Genomic DNA, 19,843 nt, shown 5'->3' with positions numbered 1-19,843 from the left:
ATGTATGGACACGAGGAAAATAATATGACGACTGTAGGACACCTGATCAATGGCCAGCTGGTTACCGAAGGAACCCGGAGCCAGGATGTATTCAACCCCGCCACCGGCGAAATCAGCAAGCAGCTCGACCTAGCCTCGACAAAAACCGTCGAGCAGGCGATTGCCGCCGCTCAGGCTGCCTATCCCGCATGGCGCAATACGCCGCCGCTCAAGCGGGCACGCGTCATGTTTCGCTTCAAGGAGTTGCTGGAACAGAATGCTGACCGGATTTGTCAGTTGGTCGGTGAAGAGCACGGCAAGATCTCCCATGATGCCATGGGCGAGTTGCAGCGTGGTATCGAAAACGTGGAATACGCCTGCGGTGCCCCCGAGTTGCTCAAGGGTGAGCATAGCAAGAACGTGGGTCCCAATATCGACTCCTGGAGTGAATTCCAGCCGCTGGGTGTGGTGGCGGGGATTACTCCGTTCAACTTCCCGGTGATGGTGCCGCTGTGGATGTTCCCCATGGCGATTGTGTGCGGCAATAGCTTCATACTCAAGCCTTCCGAGCGGGACCCCTCATCCACCCTTTATATTGCCCAGTTGCTGCAGGAGGCCGGTTTGCCCGATGGCGTGATGAATGTGGTCAATGGCGACAAGGAAGCGGTCGATGCCCTGTTGCACGATGAGCGCGTTAAGGCGGTGAGCTTTGTCGGCTCTACTCCGATTGCCGAATACATCTACAGCACCGCCACCGCCAATGGCAAGCGCTGCCAGGCGCTGGGTGGCGCCAAGAATCACGCCATCGTCATGCCTGATGCGGATATAGACAATGCGGTCAACCAGCTGCTCGGGGCCGCCTTTGGTTCTTCCGGTGAGCGTTGCATGGCGTTGTCGGTCGCCGTTGCCGTCGGCGATGCCGCCGGGGATGCGCTGGTAGCCAGGATGACAGAGGCGATGCAGGCGCTGAAGGTGGGCCCCTATTCCGATAGCAGCAATGACTTTGGCCCGGTGATCACCCGTCAGCATCAGGAAAAGGTGCTGGGTTATATCAACAGTGCCGAACAGCAGGGGGCCACCATAGTGGTAGACGGGCGCACCCCCGAGGTTGCCGCCGGCCATGAAAACGGCTACTTCGTCGGCGGGACCCTGATCGATAATGTCACGCCCGAGATGACCAGTTATCAGGAAGAGATTTTCGGGCCCGTGCTGCAGGTGATACGAGTCAATACTATGCAACAGGCCATGGATCTGATTGATGCTCACGAGTATGGCAACGGTACCTGCATCTTTACCCGCGATGGTGAAGCGGCGCGTTATTTCTCCGACAACATCCAGGTGGGTATGGTCGGCATTAATGTGCCCTTGCCGGTGCCGGTTGCCTATCACAGCTTTGGTGGCTGGAAGCGTTCCCTGTTCGGTGATCTGCATGCCTATGGTCCGGATGCGGTTCGTTTCTATACCAAGCGCAAGACGGTCACCCAGCGCTGGCCTTCGGCCGGGATCCGTGAGGGTGCCGAGTTTTCGATGCCAACCATGAAATAAAAAATTTCGGCGGTCATCCGTCGTACTTTTCTCGCTAGTTTGAGCCGCATCTCCTTTGGGGGATGCGGCTCTTTATTTTGATGGCTATAGCGTCGAAGATGGGGGGATCCCCGGAAGGAACAGGAATGTCTGTATCGGGATAATTCATCCAGGCCGACAATTTGTGCAAAGAAGGACACCATGAAGAAAAGGCTCCCCCCTCTGAATTGGCTACGCTCATTCGAAGCCGCCGCACGTCATCTGAGTTTTACCCATGCTGCCGGCGAACTGAGCCTGACCCAGGCGGCGATCAGCCAGCAGGTGAAGGGGCTGGAATCCCAGTTGGGGGCAGCGTTGTTCAAGCGCCTGCCCCGAGGGCTGGAGTTGACCGATGCCGGGTTGGCCTATCTGCCCGCTATCCATGAAGCCATCCAGCGGTTGTCGGTGGCCACCGATGAAGTTTTTGGTCAGGGACGTATCCACCAGCTAACGCTCAGGGTCAACCTGGTTTTTCTGACCACCTGGCTGGCTCCTCGCCTTGGCCGCTTCAGGGCTAGGTACCCGGATATCGGCTTGCGCTTCACCAGCAATATCTGGTGCGGCGAGAGTGACAAGGAAGCGGATGTGGAAATCCGCTATGGTCAGGGTTCCTGGGCAGGCCTGAAATCCGAACGCTTGACCTGGGATGAACTGTTTCCGGTGTGCAGCCCGGCACTGCTCAATGATTCATCATCATTTGAATCTCTTGATGCGCTGGGCCTGCATCCCCTGCTGCATGTGATCGGTTATGAAGAGGGCTGGGGCTACTGGCTTAACAAGACGGGTTACAGTCATCTCGATACACCTCGCGGGCTGCAATTCGATACCCTGATTTCGGCGTTGGAGATGGCGGCACAAGGCCAGGGCTTTGCGCTGGGCAGAAGCTCACTGGTTGAAGGCATGATTGCCGATGGTCGGCTGATTGCGCCCTTCAGCCAGAAGGTGGCTACCTCGGAAGCCTTTCACCTGGTGTATCCCGCCCATCAATACATACATCCTCATGCGGAAATCTTTCGCTCCTGGATTGTGGAGGAGGCCACCGCCGGCCGGGAGCGGCTGGAGTAGGTCATTGTAACGGGCGCCGCAATACACCGTATCTGACCAGCTACACTAGCTATACCGTTTAGCCGAGATAGCAGGGCAGCTTTATGACTCAGGACAAATCCCGTCAATACTCCAGCCAGGTGGTGGACGGCCCCACCAAGGCGCCGGCCCGCGCCATGCTGCGCGCGGTCGGCTTCGAAGACGCCGACTTCAACAAGCCCCAGGTGGGCATCGCCTCCACCTGGAGCAATCTCACTCCCTGCAACATGCATATCGACGGCCTGGCCGTAGAGGCGGGCCGCGGTGCCGATGCGGCCGGCGGCAAGAGCATCATCTTCAACACCATCACCATCTCCGACGGCATCGCCAACGGCACCATTGGCATGAAATATTCACTGGTGTCCCGGGAGGTGATTGCCGACTCCATTGAAACCGTAGCGGGCTGCGAAGGCTTCGACGGTCTGGTGGCCATCGGCGGTTGTGACAAGAACATGCCCGGCTGCCTGATTGGCCTGGCCCGGCTCAATCGGCCATCGGTGTTTGTCTATGGCGGCACCATAGCGCCGGGCGCCAATCACACCGATATCATCTCGGTGTTCGAGGCGGTGGGGGCCCACGCCAAGGGCGACAAGTCGCTGATAGAAGTGAAACAGATAGAAGACACCGCCATTCCGGGCCCTGGTGCCTGTGGCGGCATGTACACCGCCAACACCATGGCCTCGGCCATCGAGGCCATGGGCATGAGCCTGCCGGGCAGCTCGGCGCAGAATGCGACCTCGGACGGCAAGCTGCAGGACTGCCACGAGGCGGGGGCCGCCGTGTTGAACCTGCTGGTGCGGGATATCAAGCCTTCCGATATCATGACCCAGGCGGCGTTCGAGAATGCCATTACGGTGGTGATTGCCCTGGGCGGCTCGACCAATGCGGTGCTGCACCTGCTGGCCATGGCCCACGCCATCGACGTCGAGCTGAGCCTGGACGACTTCGTGCGTATCGGCAAGCGGGTACCGGTGCTGGCCGACTTGCGGCCCAGCGGTCATTACATGATGTCGGAGCTGGTGGCCATCGGCGGCATACTGCCGCTGATGAAAACCCTGCTCGAGGCGGGTTTGCTGCACGGCGACTGCCTGACGGTGACCGGAAAGACCCTGGCGGAAAATTTAGGCTTGGTGTCGCCCTATCCGGCGGGGCAACAGATCATCCGGCCGCTGGATAATCCGATCAAGGCCGACAGCCACCTGCGGGTATTGTATGGCAACCTGGCACCCGAGGGGTCGGTTGCCAAGATCACCGGCAAGGAGGGGCTGACCTTCAGTGGCCCGGCCCGGGTATTCGGCTCCGAAGAAGAAACCCTGGAACGCATTCTGGACGGCACCGTGAAAGCGGGGGATGTGCTGGTGATCCGTTACGAAGGCCCGAAAGGCGGGCCCGGCATGCGCGAGATGCTGAGCCCGACGTCCGCCATCATGGGCAAGGGGCTGGGGCAGGATGTCGCGCTGATCACCGACGGCCGCTTCTCCGGTGGCAGCCACGGTTTCGTGGTCGGCCATATCACGCCGGAAGCCCAGCAGGGCGGTCCGCTGGCCATCGTCGAAGACGGCGACATCATCACTATCGATGCCGAGCAGAACAAGCTGGAAGTGCAGTTGTCCGATACGGACATCGCCGCCCGATTGGCCAAGTGGCAGGCACCGCCACCGAGGTATCGGCGCGGGGTACTGGCCAAATACGCTCACACGGTCAACTCAGCATCAAAGGGTGCCGTGACCGATGCGCTGGATGATTGAACTTAGGCTTTTAGCCTGTCTCTTAATCAAAAGTTTTTGTTGATCTTAACGAGGCCATCAGGCAAAGCGCACTGCTCAGCCGACACGCCGTAAACCCCTCCCTGGGGGCTCAGACCGCGCCATCCTTGGCGCGGATGGTCGGTTGAGCAGACACCCTTTGCCCTCCCATCGGCAGCGGAGTGGTCTGTCAGTGGTGCTCACCGACGACTCCGAGCCTCAAAAGAGGCGGCTGGGATAGACTCTGTCGACCATCACATGACAGGACGTCATGTGCTGAGCGTCGCAGGGATGCGGTTTAGCGTGTCGGAAGAGGCTACCCAGTTGCCTCTGAGCATATCTTATGAGCTGACAGAGTTGTGACTAAGAGACAGGCTTTTAGCTAAATGCTTACATATCGGGCAAAGGGCCCGCTCCATCGACACGTCGTAAACCCTTCCCTGGGGCTCAACCGTGCCATCCGTGGCGCGGCCGGGAAATGCTCCTGCCGTCCAGGCATTCCCGCCATCCATGGCGGTCAGATGGTCGGCTGAACAGATCCCTTTGTCCTCTTTGATGCTCCGGCGTGGCCTGCTGCCTCTGATCTGAGGCCTCAATATGAATTGGTATAACATCGGCTGAAAAATCCGCAAACAGGCTCTTGAAAGTGATATTCGAGGGCCCTATATCTTTATTGAGGCAAGGGAATCGCTCAACCGAGGATTCCATGATTACAAGCTTCGCCCGTCCATGATGGAGGGCACCTTTAACATCGCTCACAAGAGGATATTATTATGTCACGCTTCGATCTCACTCCCCTGTATCGTTCCGCCATCGGCTTCGACCGCCTGGCATCCCTGATGGAAAACGCCGCCAGCGGCAGCAGCAACACCGGCTATCCGCCGTATAACATCGAGCTGCTCAGCGAAAACCACTACCGCATTTCCATGGCGGTGGCCGGCTTTGCCCGCGAAGATCTGGACATCACCAGCCACGAAAACACCCTGATGGTGAAGGGTCATAAAGAGCAGGAAGAGTCCCAGAAGAATTATCTGTATCAGGGCATCGCCGAGCGCGGTTTCGAGCGCCGTTTCCAGCTGGCCGATCACGTCAAGGTGACGGGCGCCGACATGGAAAACGGTCTGCTGCACATCGACCTGGTACGCGAGGTACCGGAAGCGGCCAAGCCGAGAACCATCGCCATCGGCAAGGCCGAATAACCGCCGTCAGGCAGTCATAAACAACAACGCCGGCAAAGTTGCCGGCGTTGTTGTTTATGACTGCTGTGAGGCCCTCACTCCTCACCCCTCACTTTTTACGGCTTGGTCACTGGTGCCTGATAGATCGCCAGTACTTCCTCGGCCAGTATCTTGATGCCGGCCTGCACATCGGCTTCCGACTGGGCGTAGTTGAGGCGAATACATTGCTTGCTGTGCGCCCAGTCGCCGTCTTCGATGCCCGGGAAGAAATAATGGCCGGGCACCACCAGCAGGCCTTTCTGCTTCAGGCGTTCATACAGCTCCTGACTGTGAACGGGCAGATCTTCAAACCACAGCCACAGAAACAGCGCACCTTCCGGCTTGTGAATATGAAACTGGGGCAGGGGGATCGCCTGCTGCAGCCAGGTGACCGCCTGCTGCGCCTTGGCCTGGTAGAAGGGCCGAATCACCTCGTTGCTGAGGGTGATCACGTCGCCGTTTTCCATCATCGGCAGGGTCAGGGCCGGGCCCATGCTACCGGGGGCCAGGTTGATGATGCCACTAATGTTGGTCATGGCCTGGATAATGGCGGGCGGTGCTACCACTATGCCGCATCGCACGCCGGGCAGCCCCAGCTTGGACAGGCTCATGCACAGTATGGTGTTGTCGTTCCAGAACGGCTTGGCATCGGTGAAGATGATGTTGGGGAAGGGCATGCCGTAGGCGTTGTCGATCAGCAGCGGTATGCCTTTCTCGCGGGCGATTTCGTCCAGACGCATGATTTCTTCGTCGGTCAGCACGTTGCCGGTGGGGTTGGTCGGGCGCGATACACAGATCAGGCCGATGTCGTCACCCACTTCCAGCCGATCGAAGTCGACGTGATACTTGAACAGGCCGTTTTCCAGTCGGGTGATGGTGGGTTTGCAGGCTTTGAAGTGATCTTCGCTCAGGGCGCCATCGCCATAGCCGATGTATTCCGGCGCCAGCGGAAACAGCACCTTTTTCTTGCGGCCGTCGCCAAAGTCGCCGGCCAGCAGATTGAACAGATAGAAGAAGGCGGTCTGGCTGCCGTTGGTCAGGGCAATATGCTCGGGGCCGACCGGCCAGCCCAGCTCCTTGGACAGCAGCTTGGCCAGGGCGCAAATATAGGCATCCTTGCCCTGGGGGCCGTCGTAGTTGGCCATGGCTTTCAGCAGATCGCCGTTTTTCACCAGTTGCCGGGATTGCTGATCCAGATAGGCGAGCACTTCCGGAATGGCGGCCGGGTTGCCGCCGCCGAGCATGATGGTGTTGGGGGTGGTCAGGCCCTGGTTGAGATCGTCCATCAGCTGGGTAATGCCGGCGTGGCGGGTAAACTTCTGACCGAATGCTGAAAATTCCATGAGATAACTACCAAAGAGAAAGCGGTTGCCGAAAGAGTCACGTTATCCGATATCGTCTCTGGTGTCGACCGAGGCGGGGAGCGACGACATCGCCCTGATGCTGAGCACGGTATTCAACACCAGGGCGATGCGTCCGGGGGGCTTATGGGGGCTAGTGAGGGCTAGTAAGAATAGGTCTGGGTCGGTCGGGCGTATTTGGCCGGTTGGGCTTCGTAGCTGACCTTGAGCGCCAGTACGGTGCATTTTTCATCGCTTTCCATGAAGGGGCTGAGTTCGTTGAGCATGTGCAGCCGGGCGGAAGAGTTCTGCCAGCGTTCCCAGCATTCGATATTTTCCCAGTTGGAAATCACATAAAAATGATTGGGGTGATGGGCATCGCGGTAGGCGTCCCCTTTCAGAAAGCCGGGCCTGTCGGTGATTTGCAGCATCAGGCTGCGCACTTTCTCCAGGTAAGCGTCTTCCAGCCCTTCGGCGATATGGCGTTCGATAATGACCTTGATCATCGGCACTCTCCTTGTCGTCTTTTGATGTTATTAATATGTAACACAAATTCCGGGTCATTTGGTAATACCAGCCGGATTAAATATCCGGCCAGATCGCTCATAACGCTGGTGTGGAGCCCTGTGGCCTCATGACGTAATCTAGCGGACATAAGGCCAGCCAAATAAAAAGCCCCGCATCGGCGGGGCTTTCGAGATTCAAAAGGCGAGGGCTATTATTGCAGCAATGATATGTCGGCTATCTGCAGGAACAGGTTGCGCAGCTGGTTGAGCAGCGCCAGACGATTGAGGCGCAGGGCCTCGTCTTCCGCCATCACCATGACCTGATCGAAGAAGCTGTCCACCCCTTCACGCAGGGCGGCCAGTTCGCTCAGGGCGCTGTCGTAATCGGCGGCGGCGAACAGCGGCGTCAGACGCTCGGTCAGCTCGGCCAGCTGGCTGGCCAGGATCTTCTCGGCTTCGTCCTGCAGCAGGGCCGGGTTGACCTCGCTCGGGATCTCACCCTCGAACTTGGCCAGAATGTTGCCCACTCGCTTGTTGGCGGCGGCCAGGGCGGCGGCGGCGTCCAGCTTGCGGAACTGGCTGACGGCCTTGACCCGGGCATCGAAGTCGGCCGGACGGGTCGGGCGGCGTGCCAGCACCGCCTGAATGACATCCACGCCGTAACCCAGGTCCTGATACCAGGCGCGGAAGCGGCCCAGCATGAAGTCCAGGATCTCGTCGGCGGCCTTGGTATTGCTCAGCTTGTCGCCGTACAGCGCCTTGGCCTGCTCGATCAGAATCGGCAGGTCCAGGTCATAGTCTTTTTCGACGATGATGCGCAGGGCACCCAGGGCGGCGCGCCGCAGGGCGAAGGGGTCCTTGTCGCCTTTAGGCGTCTGGCCGATGCCGAAGATGCCGACCAGGGTGTCCAGCTTGTCGGCCAGCGCCACGGCGGCGGAGATGTCCTGGCTGGGCAGATCGTCTCCGGCAAAGCGGGGCTGATACTGCTCTTTCAGCGCCAGGGCCACGGCTTCGTCTTCACCGTCGTGGCGTGCATAGTGCATGCCCATCACCCCTTGAGTGTCGGTGAACTCGAACACCATGTTGGTGACCAGGTCGCATTTGGACAGCAGGCCGGCCCGTTCCGCCTGGGCCTTGTCGGCACCGATGGCGGCGGCGATAAAACCGGACAGCGCACCGATGCGCTCGGATTTCTCGCGTACCGACCCCAGCTGCTTCTGGAACAGCACGCTGTCCAGTTGCTCCAGCCGGGAGGCCAGGGTGGTCTTGCGGTCGGTATCGAAGAAGAATTGCGCATCGGCCAGGCGAGGGCGCACCACTTTTTCGTTACCGCCGATGATCTGACTCGGGTCCTTGGACTCGATATTGGTGACGAAGATGAAGGTCGGCAGCAGCTTGCCTTCAGCGTCGTAGACCGGGAAGTATTTCTGGTCACCCTTCATGGTGTAAACCAGTGCTTCGGCAGGGACTTCGAGAAACTCATTCTCGAAGTTGGCGGTCAGCACCACCGGCCATTCCACCAGCGAGGCCACTTCTTCCAGCAGATCGTCGTCGAGGTCGGCGATGCCATTCACGGCGGCGGCGGCCTGCTCGACGCCGGTCTTGATGATGGCCTTGCGACGTTCGAAGTCGGCCAGCACCTTGCCGGTGTGCTCCAGCGCCTGCAGATAGTCGTCGGCATGGGCGAGTTCAAACTCCTGCTCACCCATGAAGCGGTGACCGCGCAGGGTGCGGGCCGAATCGACCCCCAGAATGGTAGCCGGCAGCAGCTGGTCGCCCAGCAGCAGGGTCAGGGTATGCACCGGGCGGATAAACTGGATGCTCTTGTCACCCCAGCGCATGGCCTTGGGGATCGGCAACCGGCTCAGGGCCTGTTCGACCATGGCGGGCAGCAGCTCGGTGGCGGCCTTGCCCTTGATGTCGGCAAGGTGCACCAGCCACTCGCCCTTGTCGGTTTTCAGGCGTCCGGCCTGGCCGACGTCGATGCCGTTGCCCCGGGCCCAGCCCATGGCGGCCTTGGTGGGGTTACCCTCGGCGTCGAAGGCGGCCTGTACCGCCGGGCCGCGCTTTTCCAGCTGCTTGTCGGGCTGGGCGGCGGCCAGGGCGGTGACATACACCGCCAGACGGCGGGGGGCCGCATACCAGTGCACTTCTGCGAAGGGCAGATCGGCGTTGGTCAGTTCTTGCTTGAGGTTGTCGGCAAAGGCTTCGCCCAGGCTGCGTAATGCCTTGGGCGGCAGCTCTTCGGTACCGAGTTCAACCAGAAAATTCTGTTCAGCCATGCTGGTCCCTTATCCTTCTTTTTTACACATGGGGAAGCCCAGGGCTTCGCGGGAGGCGTAGTAAGCTTCGGCGACGGCCTTGGTCAGGGTGCGGATGCGCAGGATATAACGCTGACGTTCGGTGACCGAAATGGCCTTGCGGGCATCCAGCAGATTGAAGGCGTGGCCCGCTTTCAGAATGCGCTCGTAGGCGGGCAGCGGCAGCGGCGTTTCCAGTGACAGCAGATGCTGACATTCTTTCTCGCACTGTTCGAAGAAGCCGAACAGGAAGTCCACGTCTGCATGCTCGAAGTTGTAGGTGGACTGTTCCACTTCGTTCTGATGATAGATATCACCGTAGGTGGTCTTGCCCAGCGGGCCGTCGCACCACACCAGATCGTAGACCGAGTCCACGCCCTGAATGTACATGGCCAGACGCTCCAGACCGTAGGTGATTTCACCGGTGACCGGCTTGCATTCCAGGCCGCCGACCTGCTGGAAATAGGTGAACTGAGTCACTTCCATGCCGTTGAGCCAGACTTCCCAGCCCAGGCCCCAGGCACCCAGGGTCGGGTTTTCCCAGTTGTCTTCCACAAAGCGGATATCATGCACCAGCGGATCCAGCCCCAGCGCCTGCAAAGAGCCCAGGTACAGTTCCTGCAAATTGTCCGGCGAGGGTTTGATCATCACCTGAAACTGGTAGTAATGCTGTAACCGGTTGGGGTTTTCGCCATAGCGGCCGTCGGTGGGACGGCGGGAAGGCTGCACATAGGCGGTGGCCATCGGCTCCGGACCGATGGCGCGCAGGCAGGTCATGGGATGAGAGGTGCCGGCACCTACTTCCATATCCAGCGGCTGTACTATGGTGCAGCCTTGCTGGGCCCAATAATCCTGCAATGTCAGGATCAGACCCTGAAAGGTATTGATATCGAATTTTTGCATGATGTTCGCGCCTTGATATAGGTGCATTCGCAGTGTGAAACTAGGCGGATGAGTATACCTTCTGACCCGATGCGAATATAGGCTTAGGGTGTGCCCCGTTCGCATTACAGCATACAAATGGCAAGGAGAAAGCATGCTGGCACGCTGTGGTTGGGTCAATGACGACCCCAAATATCAGGCTTATCACGACCGGGAGTGGGGCGTACCCGAGTACGATGGTCGGGCCCTGTTCGAGAAGCTGTGTCTGGACGGCCAGCAGGCGGGATTGAGCTGGTTTACCATTCTTTGCAAGATACCGGCGTACAGATCGGCCTTTGCCGATTTCGACCCGCAGATCATCGCCACCTTTACCGACGAGGATGTCGAGCGGCTGATGCAGGACAAGGGCATAGTGCGCAACCGGCTCAAGATACGCTCGGTGATCGCCAATGCCCGGGCTTATCTTTCCATGCAGGAGCAGGGCATCGATTTCAGTCGCTGGCTGTGGGACTTTGTCGGTGGCGAGCCGGTGATCAATCGCTGGCCGACCCAGGATGAGGTGCCGACCAGCACGAATGAGTCGGAGGCCATGGCCCGGGCACTGAAACAACATGGCTTTTCTTTTGTCGGTGGCACCATCTGCTATGCCTTCATGCAGGCCACCGGCATGGTCAACGATCACCTGTTGAGCTGCCACCGGCATCCGGATCACGACAACCGCTGACATCTAGAGTGAAATGAGGCTTGGTAGAAGCCTGTGAGCAGGGCTATATTGTGGGGTACTTGTGCTTGCTACATATGGAACCTATTTTATGAAAAAAATCTGTCTGGCGGTTGCCGCGACCCTGGCTCTTTCCGCCTGTACCACCAACCCTTATACCGGTGAGCGTCAGACGTCCAAAGCCGCCATCGGTAGTGGCCTGGGTGCCCTGGCCGGCGCGGTAATTGGCGGTGTTTCTTCTGGTGACAGTGACCGGAGCAAAGGCGTTCTGATCGGTGCCGCCAGTGGCGCGGCCCTGGGCGGCGGCGTGGGTTACTACATGGACGTACAGGAAGCCAAGCTGCGTGATCAGATGCGCGGTACCGGCGTCAGCGTGACCCGTAATGGCGACAACATCATCCTGAACATGCCGAGCTCCATCACCTTCGCGGTAGATAGTGCCGATCTGTCACCCAGCTTCTATAACACCCTGAGCGGTGTGGCCATGGTGCTGAAAGAGTACGAGAAGACCTACGTCAACGTGGTCGGCCACACCGACAACACCGGCTCCGCCAGTCATAACCAGGCCCTGTCCGAGCGTCGTGCCGCTTCCGTCGGCCAGTTCCTGATCAGCCAGGGTGCCGCCGCCAATCGCTTCAACATCCGTGGTGTCGGCTTCAACCAGCCGGTGGCCAGCAACAACACCGCCGACGGCCGTGCCCAGAACCGTCGGGTAGAGATCACCCTGAGCCCCATGTCCTAAGCCATTCGGTTCCTGGTAACAGAAAAATGCCCGCTCATCAGCGGGCATTTTTTATTTGGTGAGGCGTTAGGCGTGAATAGTGAGGCGACAACTATCCTGCACGGGGGAGGGGGACTTGCAGGTATGGATTTACCCCTCCCCCCTCACACTTTACACCTCACTGCCCTTAATTCCCTTTACGGATCAGAAACTGATACGGCAGCTGCTCTATCTGGCTGGACAGCAGGGCGTGATCCATAAACTGGCAGAAGCTGGGAATATCCCGAGTGGTAGAAGGATCGTCGGCAGTCACCAGCAGGGTTTCACCGGCGGTCATGGTGCGCACCTGTTTGCGGACCATCATTACCGGCTCGGGGCAGCGCAGGCCGGTGGCATCAAGGTGATGCTGGGCATCGGAAAGAGACATCGTCATATATTCGCTATCTTGCAATAAACCCGACTATTTTAATGCTGTTTAAATTATGGTCAACCGTTAAGGAAGCTTTAAGCGGCAAGCTGTCAGCTGTAATACCCATCCCGGACAAAGGGCCCGCTCCACCGACCCGCTCAAGCACCTCCTTGTGACGCTCAGCACATGACGTCCCTGTCATGTGATGGTCGGTGGAGCAGATCCCTTTGCCCTCCTTGATGCTCAGGCGTCGCCTGTTAGCACTGCCTGCGGACAACTCGGAGTTCCAGAAGAGGCAACAGAGAACGGCTCCCACGACCGTGAAATGCCAAGGACGGCATTTCCGAGCCCCCATGGGGCAGCTTGCTGCCGTATATCTTTGTTGGGTAATGGACCGAATATCCAGTGAATATTCGCAGCCGGTTACCCAGCAAAGATGGCTAGCCCAGTGGCGTGTCGAGGGAGGCGGCTGTGTTGCCTCTGGTCTGGAGCCTCAATATGACCAGATCATTACTGGATTGGTATAAGAAGACAAAGGAGGTTGCTCCGCCGGCCTTCCGTTTCAGGGAAACGGAGAGCGTACATGGAGGTATCTACAGCGAGTCGGCGGAGCAGATCCTTTGTCTGACTTATCTACAAACGACAGTTATACCCGCTCGAATACGGTGGCGATGCCCTGGCCCAGGCCGATACACATGGTGGCCACGCCGAAGGTGGCGTCTTTGTGTTCCATCAGGTTCAGCAGCGTGGTCGAGATGCGAGCACCCGAGCAGCCCAGCGGGTGACCCAGGGCGATGGCGCCGCCGTTGAGGTTGACCTTGTCGTCCATTACTTCCAGCAGCCCCAGTTCTTTCAGCACCGGCAGCGACTGGGCGGCGAAGGCTTCGTTCAGCTCGAACAGGTCGATATCCGCGATCGACAGTCCGGCACGCTGCAGAGCCTTGTGTACTGCCGGTACCGGGCCGTAGCCCATGATGGCGGGGTCGCAGCCGGCCACGGCCATGGCCCTGATGCGTACGCGAGGTGTTAATCCTAACGCCTTGGCCTTGGCGGCAGACATCACCAGCATGGCGGCGGCCCCGTCGGACAGGGCCGAGGAAGTGCCGGCGGTGACGGTGCCGTTGGCCGGATCGAACACCGGCCGCAATTGCGCCAGCGACTCCAGGCTGGTGTCCGGGCGAATCACTTCATCGTGCTCGAACAGGGTCAGGCTGCCGTCGGCGCCGTGGCCGTTGGTGGCCAGAATCTCGCAGGCAAAGCGGCCGTCGAGGGTCGCCTGATGAGCCCGCTGGTGGGAGCGTACCGCAAAGGCATCCTGCTGTTCGCGGCTGATGTGGTGCATCCGGCCCAGCATTTCGGCGGTCAGCCCCATCATGCCGGAAGCTTTAGCTACGTTCAGCGCCAGGCCCGGGTGAAAGTCGACGCCGTGGTTCATCGGCACATGGCCCATGTGCTCGACGCCGCCGACGATAAACACATCGCCGTCACCGACCATGATGGCGCGACTGGCATCGTGCAGCGCCTGCATGGAAGAGCCGCACAGCCGGTTGACGGTAACGGCGGCTACTTGCTTGGGCAGGCCGGCCAGCAGGGCGGCGTTGCGGGCGATGTTGAAGCCCTGCTCCAGGGTCTGCTGCACGCATCCCCAGTACACATCTTCGATATCGGAAGCGGCCAGCGCCGGATTGCGGGCCAGCAGACCGCGCATCAGGTGGGCGGATAAGTCCTCGGCCCTGACGTTGCGAAAAGCGCCGCCCCTGGAGCGACCCATGGGAGTGCGAATGCAGTCGACAATAACGACCTCGTTGAGTGCCTTGTTCATGCTGTGGTCTCCTTGCGCCAATCAGTAAAATGTCTTGTTGTCGGTGGCCATCTGGCGCAGACCGGAGCTGACGTGATAGAGGGGGCCCAGATGGGCAAACTTGTCGGCCAGCGCCACATAGGCGGCGAGCCCCATGTTGTCCAGGTAGCGGAACACGCCACCATGAAACGGCGGGAAGCCGATGCCGTACACCAGTGCCATGTCTGCCTCGGCGGGGGAGCCGATGATGCCTTCTTCCAGGCAGAGCACCACTTCGTTGATCATGGGAATCATCATGCGGGCCATGATGTCGTCCGGCTCGAAGTCGGTGCGCTCGGCTGCCACCTCGGCCAGCAGTTGGTAACTCTCGGCGTCCGCTTCTTTTCTGGTTTTGCCTTTCTTGTCCTGACTATGGGTATAGAAACCCTTGCCGCTCTTCTGGCCGAAGCGTTGCTGTTCATACATCACATCGATGGCATCCTTGCCGGTCTTGCCCATACGGTCGGGAAAGCCGTCGGCCATCACCGCCGCCGCGTGGTGGCCGGTGTCTATACCCACCACGTCCAGCAGCCAGGCCGGGCCCATGGGCCAGCCGAACTGTTTCTCCATCACTCGGTCGACCTGCACGAAGTCGGCGCCATCGGCCACCAGTTGATTGAAGCCGAAGAAGTAGGGGAACAGCACCCGGTTGACGAAGAAGCCCGGGCAGTCGTTGACCACTATCGGTGACTTGCCCATGGCGGCAGCATAGGCGACGACTTTATTGATGGTGTCGTCGCTGGTCTGCTCGCCACGAATGATTTCCACCAGCGGCATTCGATGCACCGGATTAAAGAAGTGCATGCCGCAGAAACGTTCCGGCCGCTTGAGGCTTTTGGCCAGGGTCGAGATGGGTATGGTCGAGGTGTTGGACGCAATCACAGTCTCATCTGTGACGTGAGCTTCCACCTCGGCCAGTACCTGTGCCTTGATTTTGGGGTTTTCGATCACCGCTTCCACCACGGTGTCTACGCCCTGCAAGCCGTCATAGCTGAGGGTGGGGGTGATGCTGGTCAGTACTTTGGCCAGCCTGGTACCATCAATTTTGCCGCGCTCCAGCTGCTTGTTGAGTAGCTTGCCCGCTTCGTTCATGCCCAGGGTCAGCGCCTGATCCTTGATGTCTTTCATTACCGCCGGAATGCCTTTCACCACCGATTGATAGGCGATGCCGCCGCCCATGATGCCGGCGCCCAGCACCGCCGCCTTGCGGGCGGGCTCGGCGGCCCTGGCCGCTTTTTTGGCCTTGCCCTTGATAAACTGGTCATTGAGGAAAATGCCGACCAGGGCCCGGGCGGCCGAGGTCTGGGTCAGGGTGATGAAATTGCGTTGTTCGATGCGCAGCGCTTCATCCCGGCCCAGTCCGGCGGCGGCTTCGATGGTGGTTACCGCCATCATCGGCGCCGGATAATGGGGGCCGGCCTTGGCAGCTACCATGCCCCTGGCGGTGTTGAAGCTCATGGCGGCTTCCAGCTTGTCCAGCGTCAGGGAGGCGGTTTTCTGCGCTCTTCTGGCTTGCCAATCCTGCTTGCCGAGGGCGGCGTCTTTCAACAGTTGTATGGCCGAGGCCTGCAGCATATCGGTGTTGACCACCGCATCCAGTACGCCCAGCTTGAGACAGGCATCTGCCTTGTTATCCTGACCGGTGGTAATCCATTCCATGGCGTTGTCGGCGCCGATCAGCCTGGGCAGCCGTACCGTGCCGCCAAAGCCGGGCATCAGGCCGAGTTTGGTTTCCGGCAGACCGATGCGGGCGCTGGCATCGCCGATGCGAAAGTCGGTGGCCAGAATGCACTCGCAGCCGCCCCCCAGGGCATAGCCGCGCACCAGGCTCACGGTAGGGAAGGGCAGATCTTCGATGCGGTTGAAAATGCGGTTGGCTTGGGACAGCCAGTCGTCGAGGGCGGCCGGGGGCAGATCGAACATGTCCAGAAATTCGGTGATATCGGCACCCACAATAAAGGCGTCTTTATTGCTGGTTAGAATGAGTCCTGTTATGTCCGAATGTTGCTCGAGTGCACTTACGGCTTCTTCCAGTGAGGCCAGGGTGGCACGGTTCAGCTTGTTTACGCTGCCTTTACTGTTAAAACAGAGTTCAGCAATACCTCCTTCCACTATTTCTACAGAGAGGGCTTCGCCTTGGTAGATCATGCTCATGTCTCCTTAGATTCCCTTGGGCTGCTCCGACTCTCCCGGGCAGGAATAAAATCACTATGAACAGAAAATCAGCAGAGTTCAATGACTGATTAAAACAATTGTTTTAATTTAATTCGGTTATTTTCAGCGGGTTTAAACGCGGTGAGCCATGAGCAATAGATGACTTCCCCGGCCGATTCAGCAACAATGTCGCGCTATTTTTCGCCGGCGCATCTATGCAGCCGGATAATCAATATTAGGCGGCTTTGTCTCGTCTGGGAGTGAACATCATGAATATGTCTCCCTATCTGATACCGGCCACTGCGGTGGTATGGGAGCAGGAGATCAAAAAAAGCCGTTTTATCGCCTATCTGGCTCATACTCCGGACGCGGAGGCCGCCAGGGCCTTTATCGGGTCGGTGCGCGCTCAAGAGCCCTCGGCGGGGCATCACTGCTGGGCCTTTGTGGCCGGCATGCCGACCGACTCGCGAGTGCTGGGCTTCAGCGACGACGGCGAGCCCTCGGGCACGGCGGGTAAACCCATGCTGGCGCAGTTGCAGGGATCGGGGGTGGGCGAGATAACGGCGGTCATCGCCCGTTATTTCGGTGGTATCAAGCTGGGTACCGGGGGCCTGGTACGCGCCTATGGTGGCACTCTGGCGTCGGCACTGACGCAACTGCAAACCGTTGAGCGACGGATCATGGCTTCGTTGAACGTCAGGGTCGCTTACGGCGATATGGCGTTGCTGGAATTTTTGCTCGGTGAATATCAGGGGCAATGGCTGCAGGTGGATTACGGTGCCGAGGTAACCGGTGTGCTATCGGTTGAGGCGCGGGCCGTGCCGGAGTTTTGTCGCCAGCTGCTGGATCGTAGCCAGGGGCGAGTGGTGGCCAGACCGGTAGAGCCGGAGACTGGCTGAGTTCAGGGTCTGTTGACCTTTCGAGGTGACGTTGCAGATCGCACAAAACCTAACCGTGAAAGGTCAACAGACCCTTGTATATTGGAAGTACCATGCATATACGCACAATTATCCGCATCGTGGGCATTCTGGTTGCTCTGTTCAGCGTGACCATGCTGGCCCCGGCGCTGGTGGCCTATATTTATCGCGATGGCGCCGGCCTCGATTTTTTCAGTGCCTTCGTTATCTGCCTGATCCTGGGGCTGGCGCTGTGGTTTCCCAATCGTACCCACAATAAAGAACTGAGGGCCAAAGAAGGCTTTCTTATCGTGGTGTTGTTCTGGACGGTGCTCGGCAGCGTGGGGGCCATTCCCTTCATGCTCAGTACCGAACCGGATATGACGGTGGCCGAGGCGTTTTTTGAATCCTTTTCTGGTCTCACCACCACCGGCGCCACCGTGATCAGCGGCCTGGATACGCTGCCCAAGGCGATTCTGTTCTATCGCCAGATGCTGCAGTGGTTGGGTGGCATGGGCATCATAGTACTGGCGGTGGCCATACTGCCCATTCTTGGCATCGGCGGTATGCAGCTGTTTCGTGCCGAAATACCCGGGCCGGTCAAAGACAACAAGGTGGCGCCGCGCATTGCCGAAACGGCCAAAACCCTGTGGTACATCTATCTGTTGTTGACCATTTCCTGCGCCCTGCTGCTGTGGCTGGCGGGCATGAACCTGTTTGATGCCATCTGTCATTCCTTTTCTACCGTGGCCATCGGCGGCTTTTCGACTTATGACGCCAGCGTGGGCCATTTCAACAGCCCGATGATCAACCTGATTATCGTGGTGTTCCTGCTGATTGCCGGCGTGAACTTCAGCCTGCACTTTGCCGCCTTTGCCAACCGGGGAGTGCGGCTGTCGGTGTACCGCCTCGACCCGGAAGTAAAAGTGTTTATCGGCATACAGCTGATACTGACACTGATCTGTCTGTCTGCGCTGTGGGCGCACCGGGTATATTCGGATCCCTGGCAGGCGCTGGACCAGTCACTGTTTCAGGCGGTATCCATTTCCACTACCGCCGGCTTCAGTACCACCGGTTTTGCCGAGTGGCCGCTGTTTCTGCCGTTACTGCTGATGTTCTCTTCCTTTATCGGTGGTTGTGCCGGCAGTACCGGCGGCGGTATCAAGGTGGTCCGCATCATGTTGTTGAACATGCAGGGGATGCGCGAGCTGAAACGACTGATCCATCCAAGAGCCGTCTATCGTATTAAACTTGGCAATAAGGCGTTAGCTGATAAAGTGGTGGAGGCGGTGTGGGGTTTTTTTGCCGCTTATGCCCTGGTCTTCGTACTCTGCATGCTGGCGCTGTTGGCGACCGGTATGGAAGAGCTGACCGCCTTTACTGCCGTGGTGGCGACGTTGAATAATCTCGGACCGGGTCTGGGGGATGTTGCCGCCAATTTCGGTACCACTACCGACGGCGCTAAATGGATAATGATCCTGGCCATGCTGTTCGGCCGTCTTGAAATATTTACCTTGCTGGTACTGTTTACGCCTGCCTTCTGGCGTAGCTAAGAGGAGTCTATGGAAAAACTGTTGGTACTTTATTCATCTCGCAATGGTCAGACGAGAAAAATCATCGAAGCGATGCAGGATGAATTTAGCGGTTACGATGTGGAAGTGGCGGACTTGCATGGCCCTATTCGAAAAAACCTCAGCAAATATGACAAGGTGCTGATTGGCGCTTCTGTGCGCTACGGTCATTTTCACCGGGATCTCTACACTTTCATCAATGTCCACAGCGAACAGCTGGCCGCGGCCGATGCGAGTTTCTTTTGTGTCTGCCTCACCGCGCGCAAGCCGGAAAAAGCCGATCCCGGGAACAACGCCTACATCAAAAAGTTTTTGACCAAGTCGCCCTGGCGGCCGCGAACCATCGGCGTATTCGCCGGCGCACTGAAATACAGTGAATACAACTGGTGGCAGACCCGTCTTATTCAGATGATCATGAAGATGACTGGCGGTAGCACCGATACCAGTCGGGATCTCGAGTTTACCGATTGGGATAAAGTCAGGGACTTTGCCCGTCAACTGACGGGTAAAAGATAACCGGCTGTCGAGAAAATATACGTAAAAAGCAGTTTCAGTGTGTTTTATGCACAAAACCGCTTTTTTTAATAAAAATGTCAAAAAAGCCCTTGCGCAAAATCCGCGGTTCCCTATAATGCGCATCCACTGACACGGGGCAACACGCCAACGGTCACAAGGGTTTGAAACGAACGAAACAAAGTTTGAATCAACGCTTGACGAACAACACGGAATGCGTAGAATACGCATCCCTGACCTGAACAAGGTCAACGCTCTTTAACAATATATCAAGCAAACTGTGTGGGCACTCGCAGGTAGTTGGGAAACAAAAAATATTGTTTTTCAATGACTTGTCGAAGTGCACTAGAAATAGCAAAACTTCAGTAATTCATTGAGCATCAAGTCTTTAATTGAAGAGTTT

16 protein-coding genes are annotated in these 19,843 nt (G+C 58.4%); 9 read left to right on the top strand and 7 right to left on the bottom strand.

Features of this window, described 5'->3' with window-relative positions; genetic code table 11:
* Window positions 1-24: 24 nt before the first annotated feature.
* The 4 genes from ABD827_RS00080 to ABD827_RS00065 all read left to right on the top strand — a co-directional run bounded on the left by ABD827_RS00080 (window position 25) and on the right by ABD827_RS00065 (window position 5,569).
* On the top strand, window positions 25-1,524 hold the full coding sequence (locus tag ABD827_RS00080; protein WP_344961201.1) for a CoA-acylating methylmalonate-semialdehyde dehydrogenase: 1,500 nt from the start codon (window positions 25-27) through the stop codon (window positions 1,522-1,524).
* Window positions 1,525-1,704: 180 nt separating this feature from the next.
* The gene (gene gcvA, locus ABD827_RS00075; RefSeq protein ID WP_344961199.1) at window positions 1,705-2,607 is read left to right on the top strand and encodes a transcriptional regulator GcvA; all 903 of its coding nucleotides are present in this window, start codon (window positions 1,705-1,707) and stop codon (window positions 2,605-2,607) included.
* 83 nt (window positions 2,608-2,690) lie between these two features.
* A complete protein-coding gene (ilvD, locus tag ABD827_RS00070; protein ID WP_344961197.1) occupies window positions 2,691-4,373 on the top strand; it encodes a dihydroxy-acid dehydratase in 1,683 nt (560 codons plus the stop codon).
* A gap of 770 nt (window positions 4,374-5,143) precedes the next feature.
* A complete protein-coding gene (locus ABD827_RS00065) occupies window positions 5,144-5,569 on the top strand; it encodes an Hsp20 family protein (protein WP_298718418.1) in 426 nt (141 codons plus the stop codon).
* Between the two features lie 95 nt (window positions 5,570-5,664).
* On the opposite strand, the gene ABD827_RS00060 is transcribed toward ABD827_RS00065, so the two are convergent.
* The 4 genes from ABD827_RS00060 to glyQ all read right to left on the bottom strand — a co-directional run bounded on the left by ABD827_RS00060 (window position 5,665) and on the right by glyQ (window position 10,636).
* Window positions 5,665-6,930 (bottom strand): valine--pyruvate transaminase, encoded by a 1,266-nt coding sequence (locus ABD827_RS00060; RefSeq protein WP_344961194.1) that lies wholly within the window; start codon window positions 6,928-6,930, stop codon window positions 5,665-5,667.
* A 161-nt stretch (window positions 6,931-7,091) separates the two neighbouring features.
* Window positions 7,092-7,433, bottom strand: a complete 342-nt coding sequence (locus ABD827_RS00055) for an antibiotic biosynthesis monooxygenase family protein (RefSeq protein ID WP_298718414.1) — start codon at window positions 7,431-7,433, stop codon at window positions 7,092-7,094.
* A gap of 212 nt (window positions 7,434-7,645) precedes the next feature.
* Window positions 7,646-9,715: a glycine--tRNA ligase subunit beta gene (gene glyS, locus ABD827_RS00050; RefSeq protein WP_344961191.1), complete on the bottom strand. Its 2,070-nt coding sequence runs from the start codon at window positions 9,713-9,715 to the stop codon at window positions 7,646-7,648.
* A 9-nt stretch (window positions 9,716-9,724) separates the two neighbouring features.
* Window positions 9,725-10,636 (bottom strand): glycine--tRNA ligase subunit alpha, encoded by a 912-nt coding sequence (gene glyQ, locus ABD827_RS00045; protein WP_344961189.1) that lies wholly within the window; start codon window positions 10,634-10,636, stop codon window positions 9,725-9,727.
* 133 nt (window positions 10,637-10,769) lie between these two features.
* Between glyQ and ABD827_RS00040 the strand changes: the two genes are divergently transcribed.
* Window positions 10,770-11,339: a DNA-3-methyladenine glycosylase I gene (locus tag ABD827_RS00040; RefSeq protein ID WP_344961187.1), complete on the top strand. Its 570-nt coding sequence runs from the start codon at window positions 10,770-10,772 to the stop codon at window positions 11,337-11,339.
* Window positions 11,340-11,427: 88 nt separating this feature from the next.
* On the top strand, window positions 11,428-12,078 hold the full coding sequence (locus tag ABD827_RS00035) for an OmpA family lipoprotein (protein WP_344961185.1): 651 nt from the start codon (window positions 11,428-11,430) through the stop codon (window positions 12,076-12,078).
* A gap of 166 nt (window positions 12,079-12,244) precedes the next feature.
* On the opposite strand, the gene tusA is transcribed toward ABD827_RS00035, so the two are convergent.
* The 3 genes from tusA to fadB form a co-directional block, all read right to left on the bottom strand.
* On the bottom strand, window positions 12,245-12,490 hold the full coding sequence (gene tusA / locus ABD827_RS00030) for a sulfurtransferase TusA (RefSeq protein WP_344961183.1): 246 nt from the start codon (window positions 12,488-12,490) through the stop codon (window positions 12,245-12,247).
* 622 nt (window positions 12,491-13,112) lie between these two features.
* Window positions 13,113-14,288 (bottom strand): acetyl-CoA C-acyltransferase FadA, encoded by a 1,176-nt coding sequence (gene fadA, locus ABD827_RS00025; protein ID WP_344961181.1) that lies wholly within the window; start codon window positions 14,286-14,288, stop codon window positions 13,113-13,115.
* A 21-nt stretch (window positions 14,289-14,309) separates the two neighbouring features.
* Window positions 14,310-16,454, bottom strand: coding sequence for a fatty acid oxidation complex subunit alpha FadB (gene fadB / locus ABD827_RS00020; RefSeq protein WP_344961179.1), 2,145 nt, complete (start codon window positions 16,452-16,454; stop codon window positions 14,310-14,312).
* A 275-nt stretch (window positions 16,455-16,729) separates the two neighbouring features.
* On the opposite strand from fadB, the gene ABD827_RS00015 reads away from it, so the two are divergent.
* The 3 genes from ABD827_RS00015 (at window position 16,730) to hemG (ending at window position 19,443) form a co-directional block, all read left to right on the top strand.
* A complete protein-coding gene (locus tag ABD827_RS00015; protein ID WP_344961177.1) occupies window positions 16,730-17,359 on the top strand; it encodes a YigZ family protein in 630 nt (209 codons plus the stop codon).
* A gap of 92 nt (window positions 17,360-17,451) precedes the next feature.
* A complete protein-coding gene (locus tag ABD827_RS00010) occupies window positions 17,452-18,909 on the top strand; it encodes a TrkH family potassium uptake protein (RefSeq protein ID WP_298718399.1) in 1,458 nt (485 codons plus the stop codon).
* Between the two features lie 9 nt (window positions 18,910-18,918).
* Window positions 18,919-19,443 (top strand): menaquinone-dependent protoporphyrinogen IX dehydrogenase, encoded by a 525-nt coding sequence (gene hemG / locus ABD827_RS00005; RefSeq protein WP_344961173.1) that lies wholly within the window; start codon window positions 18,919-18,921, stop codon window positions 19,441-19,443.
* Window positions 19,444-19,843 lie beyond the last annotated feature (400 nt).

Origin of the sequence: Oceanisphaera sediminis, assembly GCF_039539745.1 — a bacterium.
Taxonomy (GTDB): domain Bacteria; phylum Pseudomonadota; class Gammaproteobacteria; order Enterobacterales; family Aeromonadaceae; genus Oceanimonas; species Oceanimonas sediminis.
The sequence above is the reverse complement of the archived record's forward strand: the minus strand, read 5'-3'. Positions and strand labels throughout refer to the sequence as shown.

Bases quoted from the DNA above. Each gene is read 5' to 3' on its own strand.
- ABD827_RS00080 (WP_344961201.1), top strand. From the start codon at position 25: ATGACGACTGTAGGACACCTGATCAATGGCCAGCTGGTTACCGAAGGA.
- gcvA (WP_344961199.1), top strand. From the start codon at position 1,705: ATGAAGAAAAGGCTCCCCCCTCTGAATTGGCTACGCTCATTCGAAGCC.
- ilvD (WP_344961197.1), top strand. From the start codon at position 2,691: ATGACTCAGGACAAATCCCGTCAATACTCCAGCCAGGTGGTGGACGGC.
- ABD827_RS00065 (WP_298718418.1), top strand. From the start codon at position 5,144: ATGTCACGCTTCGATCTCACTCCCCTGTATCGTTCCGCCATCGGCTTC.
- ABD827_RS00060 (WP_344961194.1), bottom strand. From the start codon at position 6,930: ATGGAATTTTCAGCATTCGGTCAGAAGTTTACCCGCCACGCCGGCATT.
- ABD827_RS00055 (WP_298718414.1), bottom strand. From the start codon at position 7,433: ATGATCAAGGTCATTATCGAACGCCATATCGCCGAAGGGCTGGAAGAC.
- glyS (WP_344961191.1), bottom strand. From the start codon at position 9,715: ATGGCTGAACAGAATTTTCTGGTTGAACTCGGTACCGAAGAGCTGCCG.
- glyQ (WP_344961189.1), bottom strand. From the start codon at position 10,636: ATGCAAAAATTCGATATCAATACCTTTCAGGGTCTGATCCTGACATTG.
- ABD827_RS00040 (WP_344961187.1), top strand. From the start codon at position 10,770: ATGCTGGCACGCTGTGGTTGGGTCAATGACGACCCCAAATATCAGGCT.
- ABD827_RS00035 (WP_344961185.1), top strand. From the start codon at position 11,428: ATGAAAAAAATCTGTCTGGCGGTTGCCGCGACCCTGGCTCTTTCCGCC.
- tusA (WP_344961183.1), bottom strand. From the start codon at position 12,490: ATGACGATGTCTCTTTCCGATGCCCAGCATCACCTTGATGCCACCGGC.
- fadA (WP_344961181.1), bottom strand. From the start codon at position 14,288: ATGAACAAGGCACTCAACGAGGTCGTTATTGTCGACTGCATTCGCACT.
- fadB (WP_344961179.1), bottom strand. From the start codon at position 16,454: ATGATCTACCAAGGCGAAGCCCTCTCTGTAGAAATAGTGGAAGGAGGT.
- ABD827_RS00015 (WP_344961177.1), top strand. From the start codon at position 16,730: ATGAATATGTCTCCCTATCTGATACCGGCCACTGCGGTGGTATGGGAG.
- ABD827_RS00010 (WP_298718399.1), top strand. From the start codon at position 17,452: ATGCATATACGCACAATTATCCGCATCGTGGGCATTCTGGTTGCTCTG.
- hemG (WP_344961173.1), top strand. From the start codon at position 18,919: ATGGAAAAACTGTTGGTACTTTATTCATCTCGCAATGGTCAGACGAGA.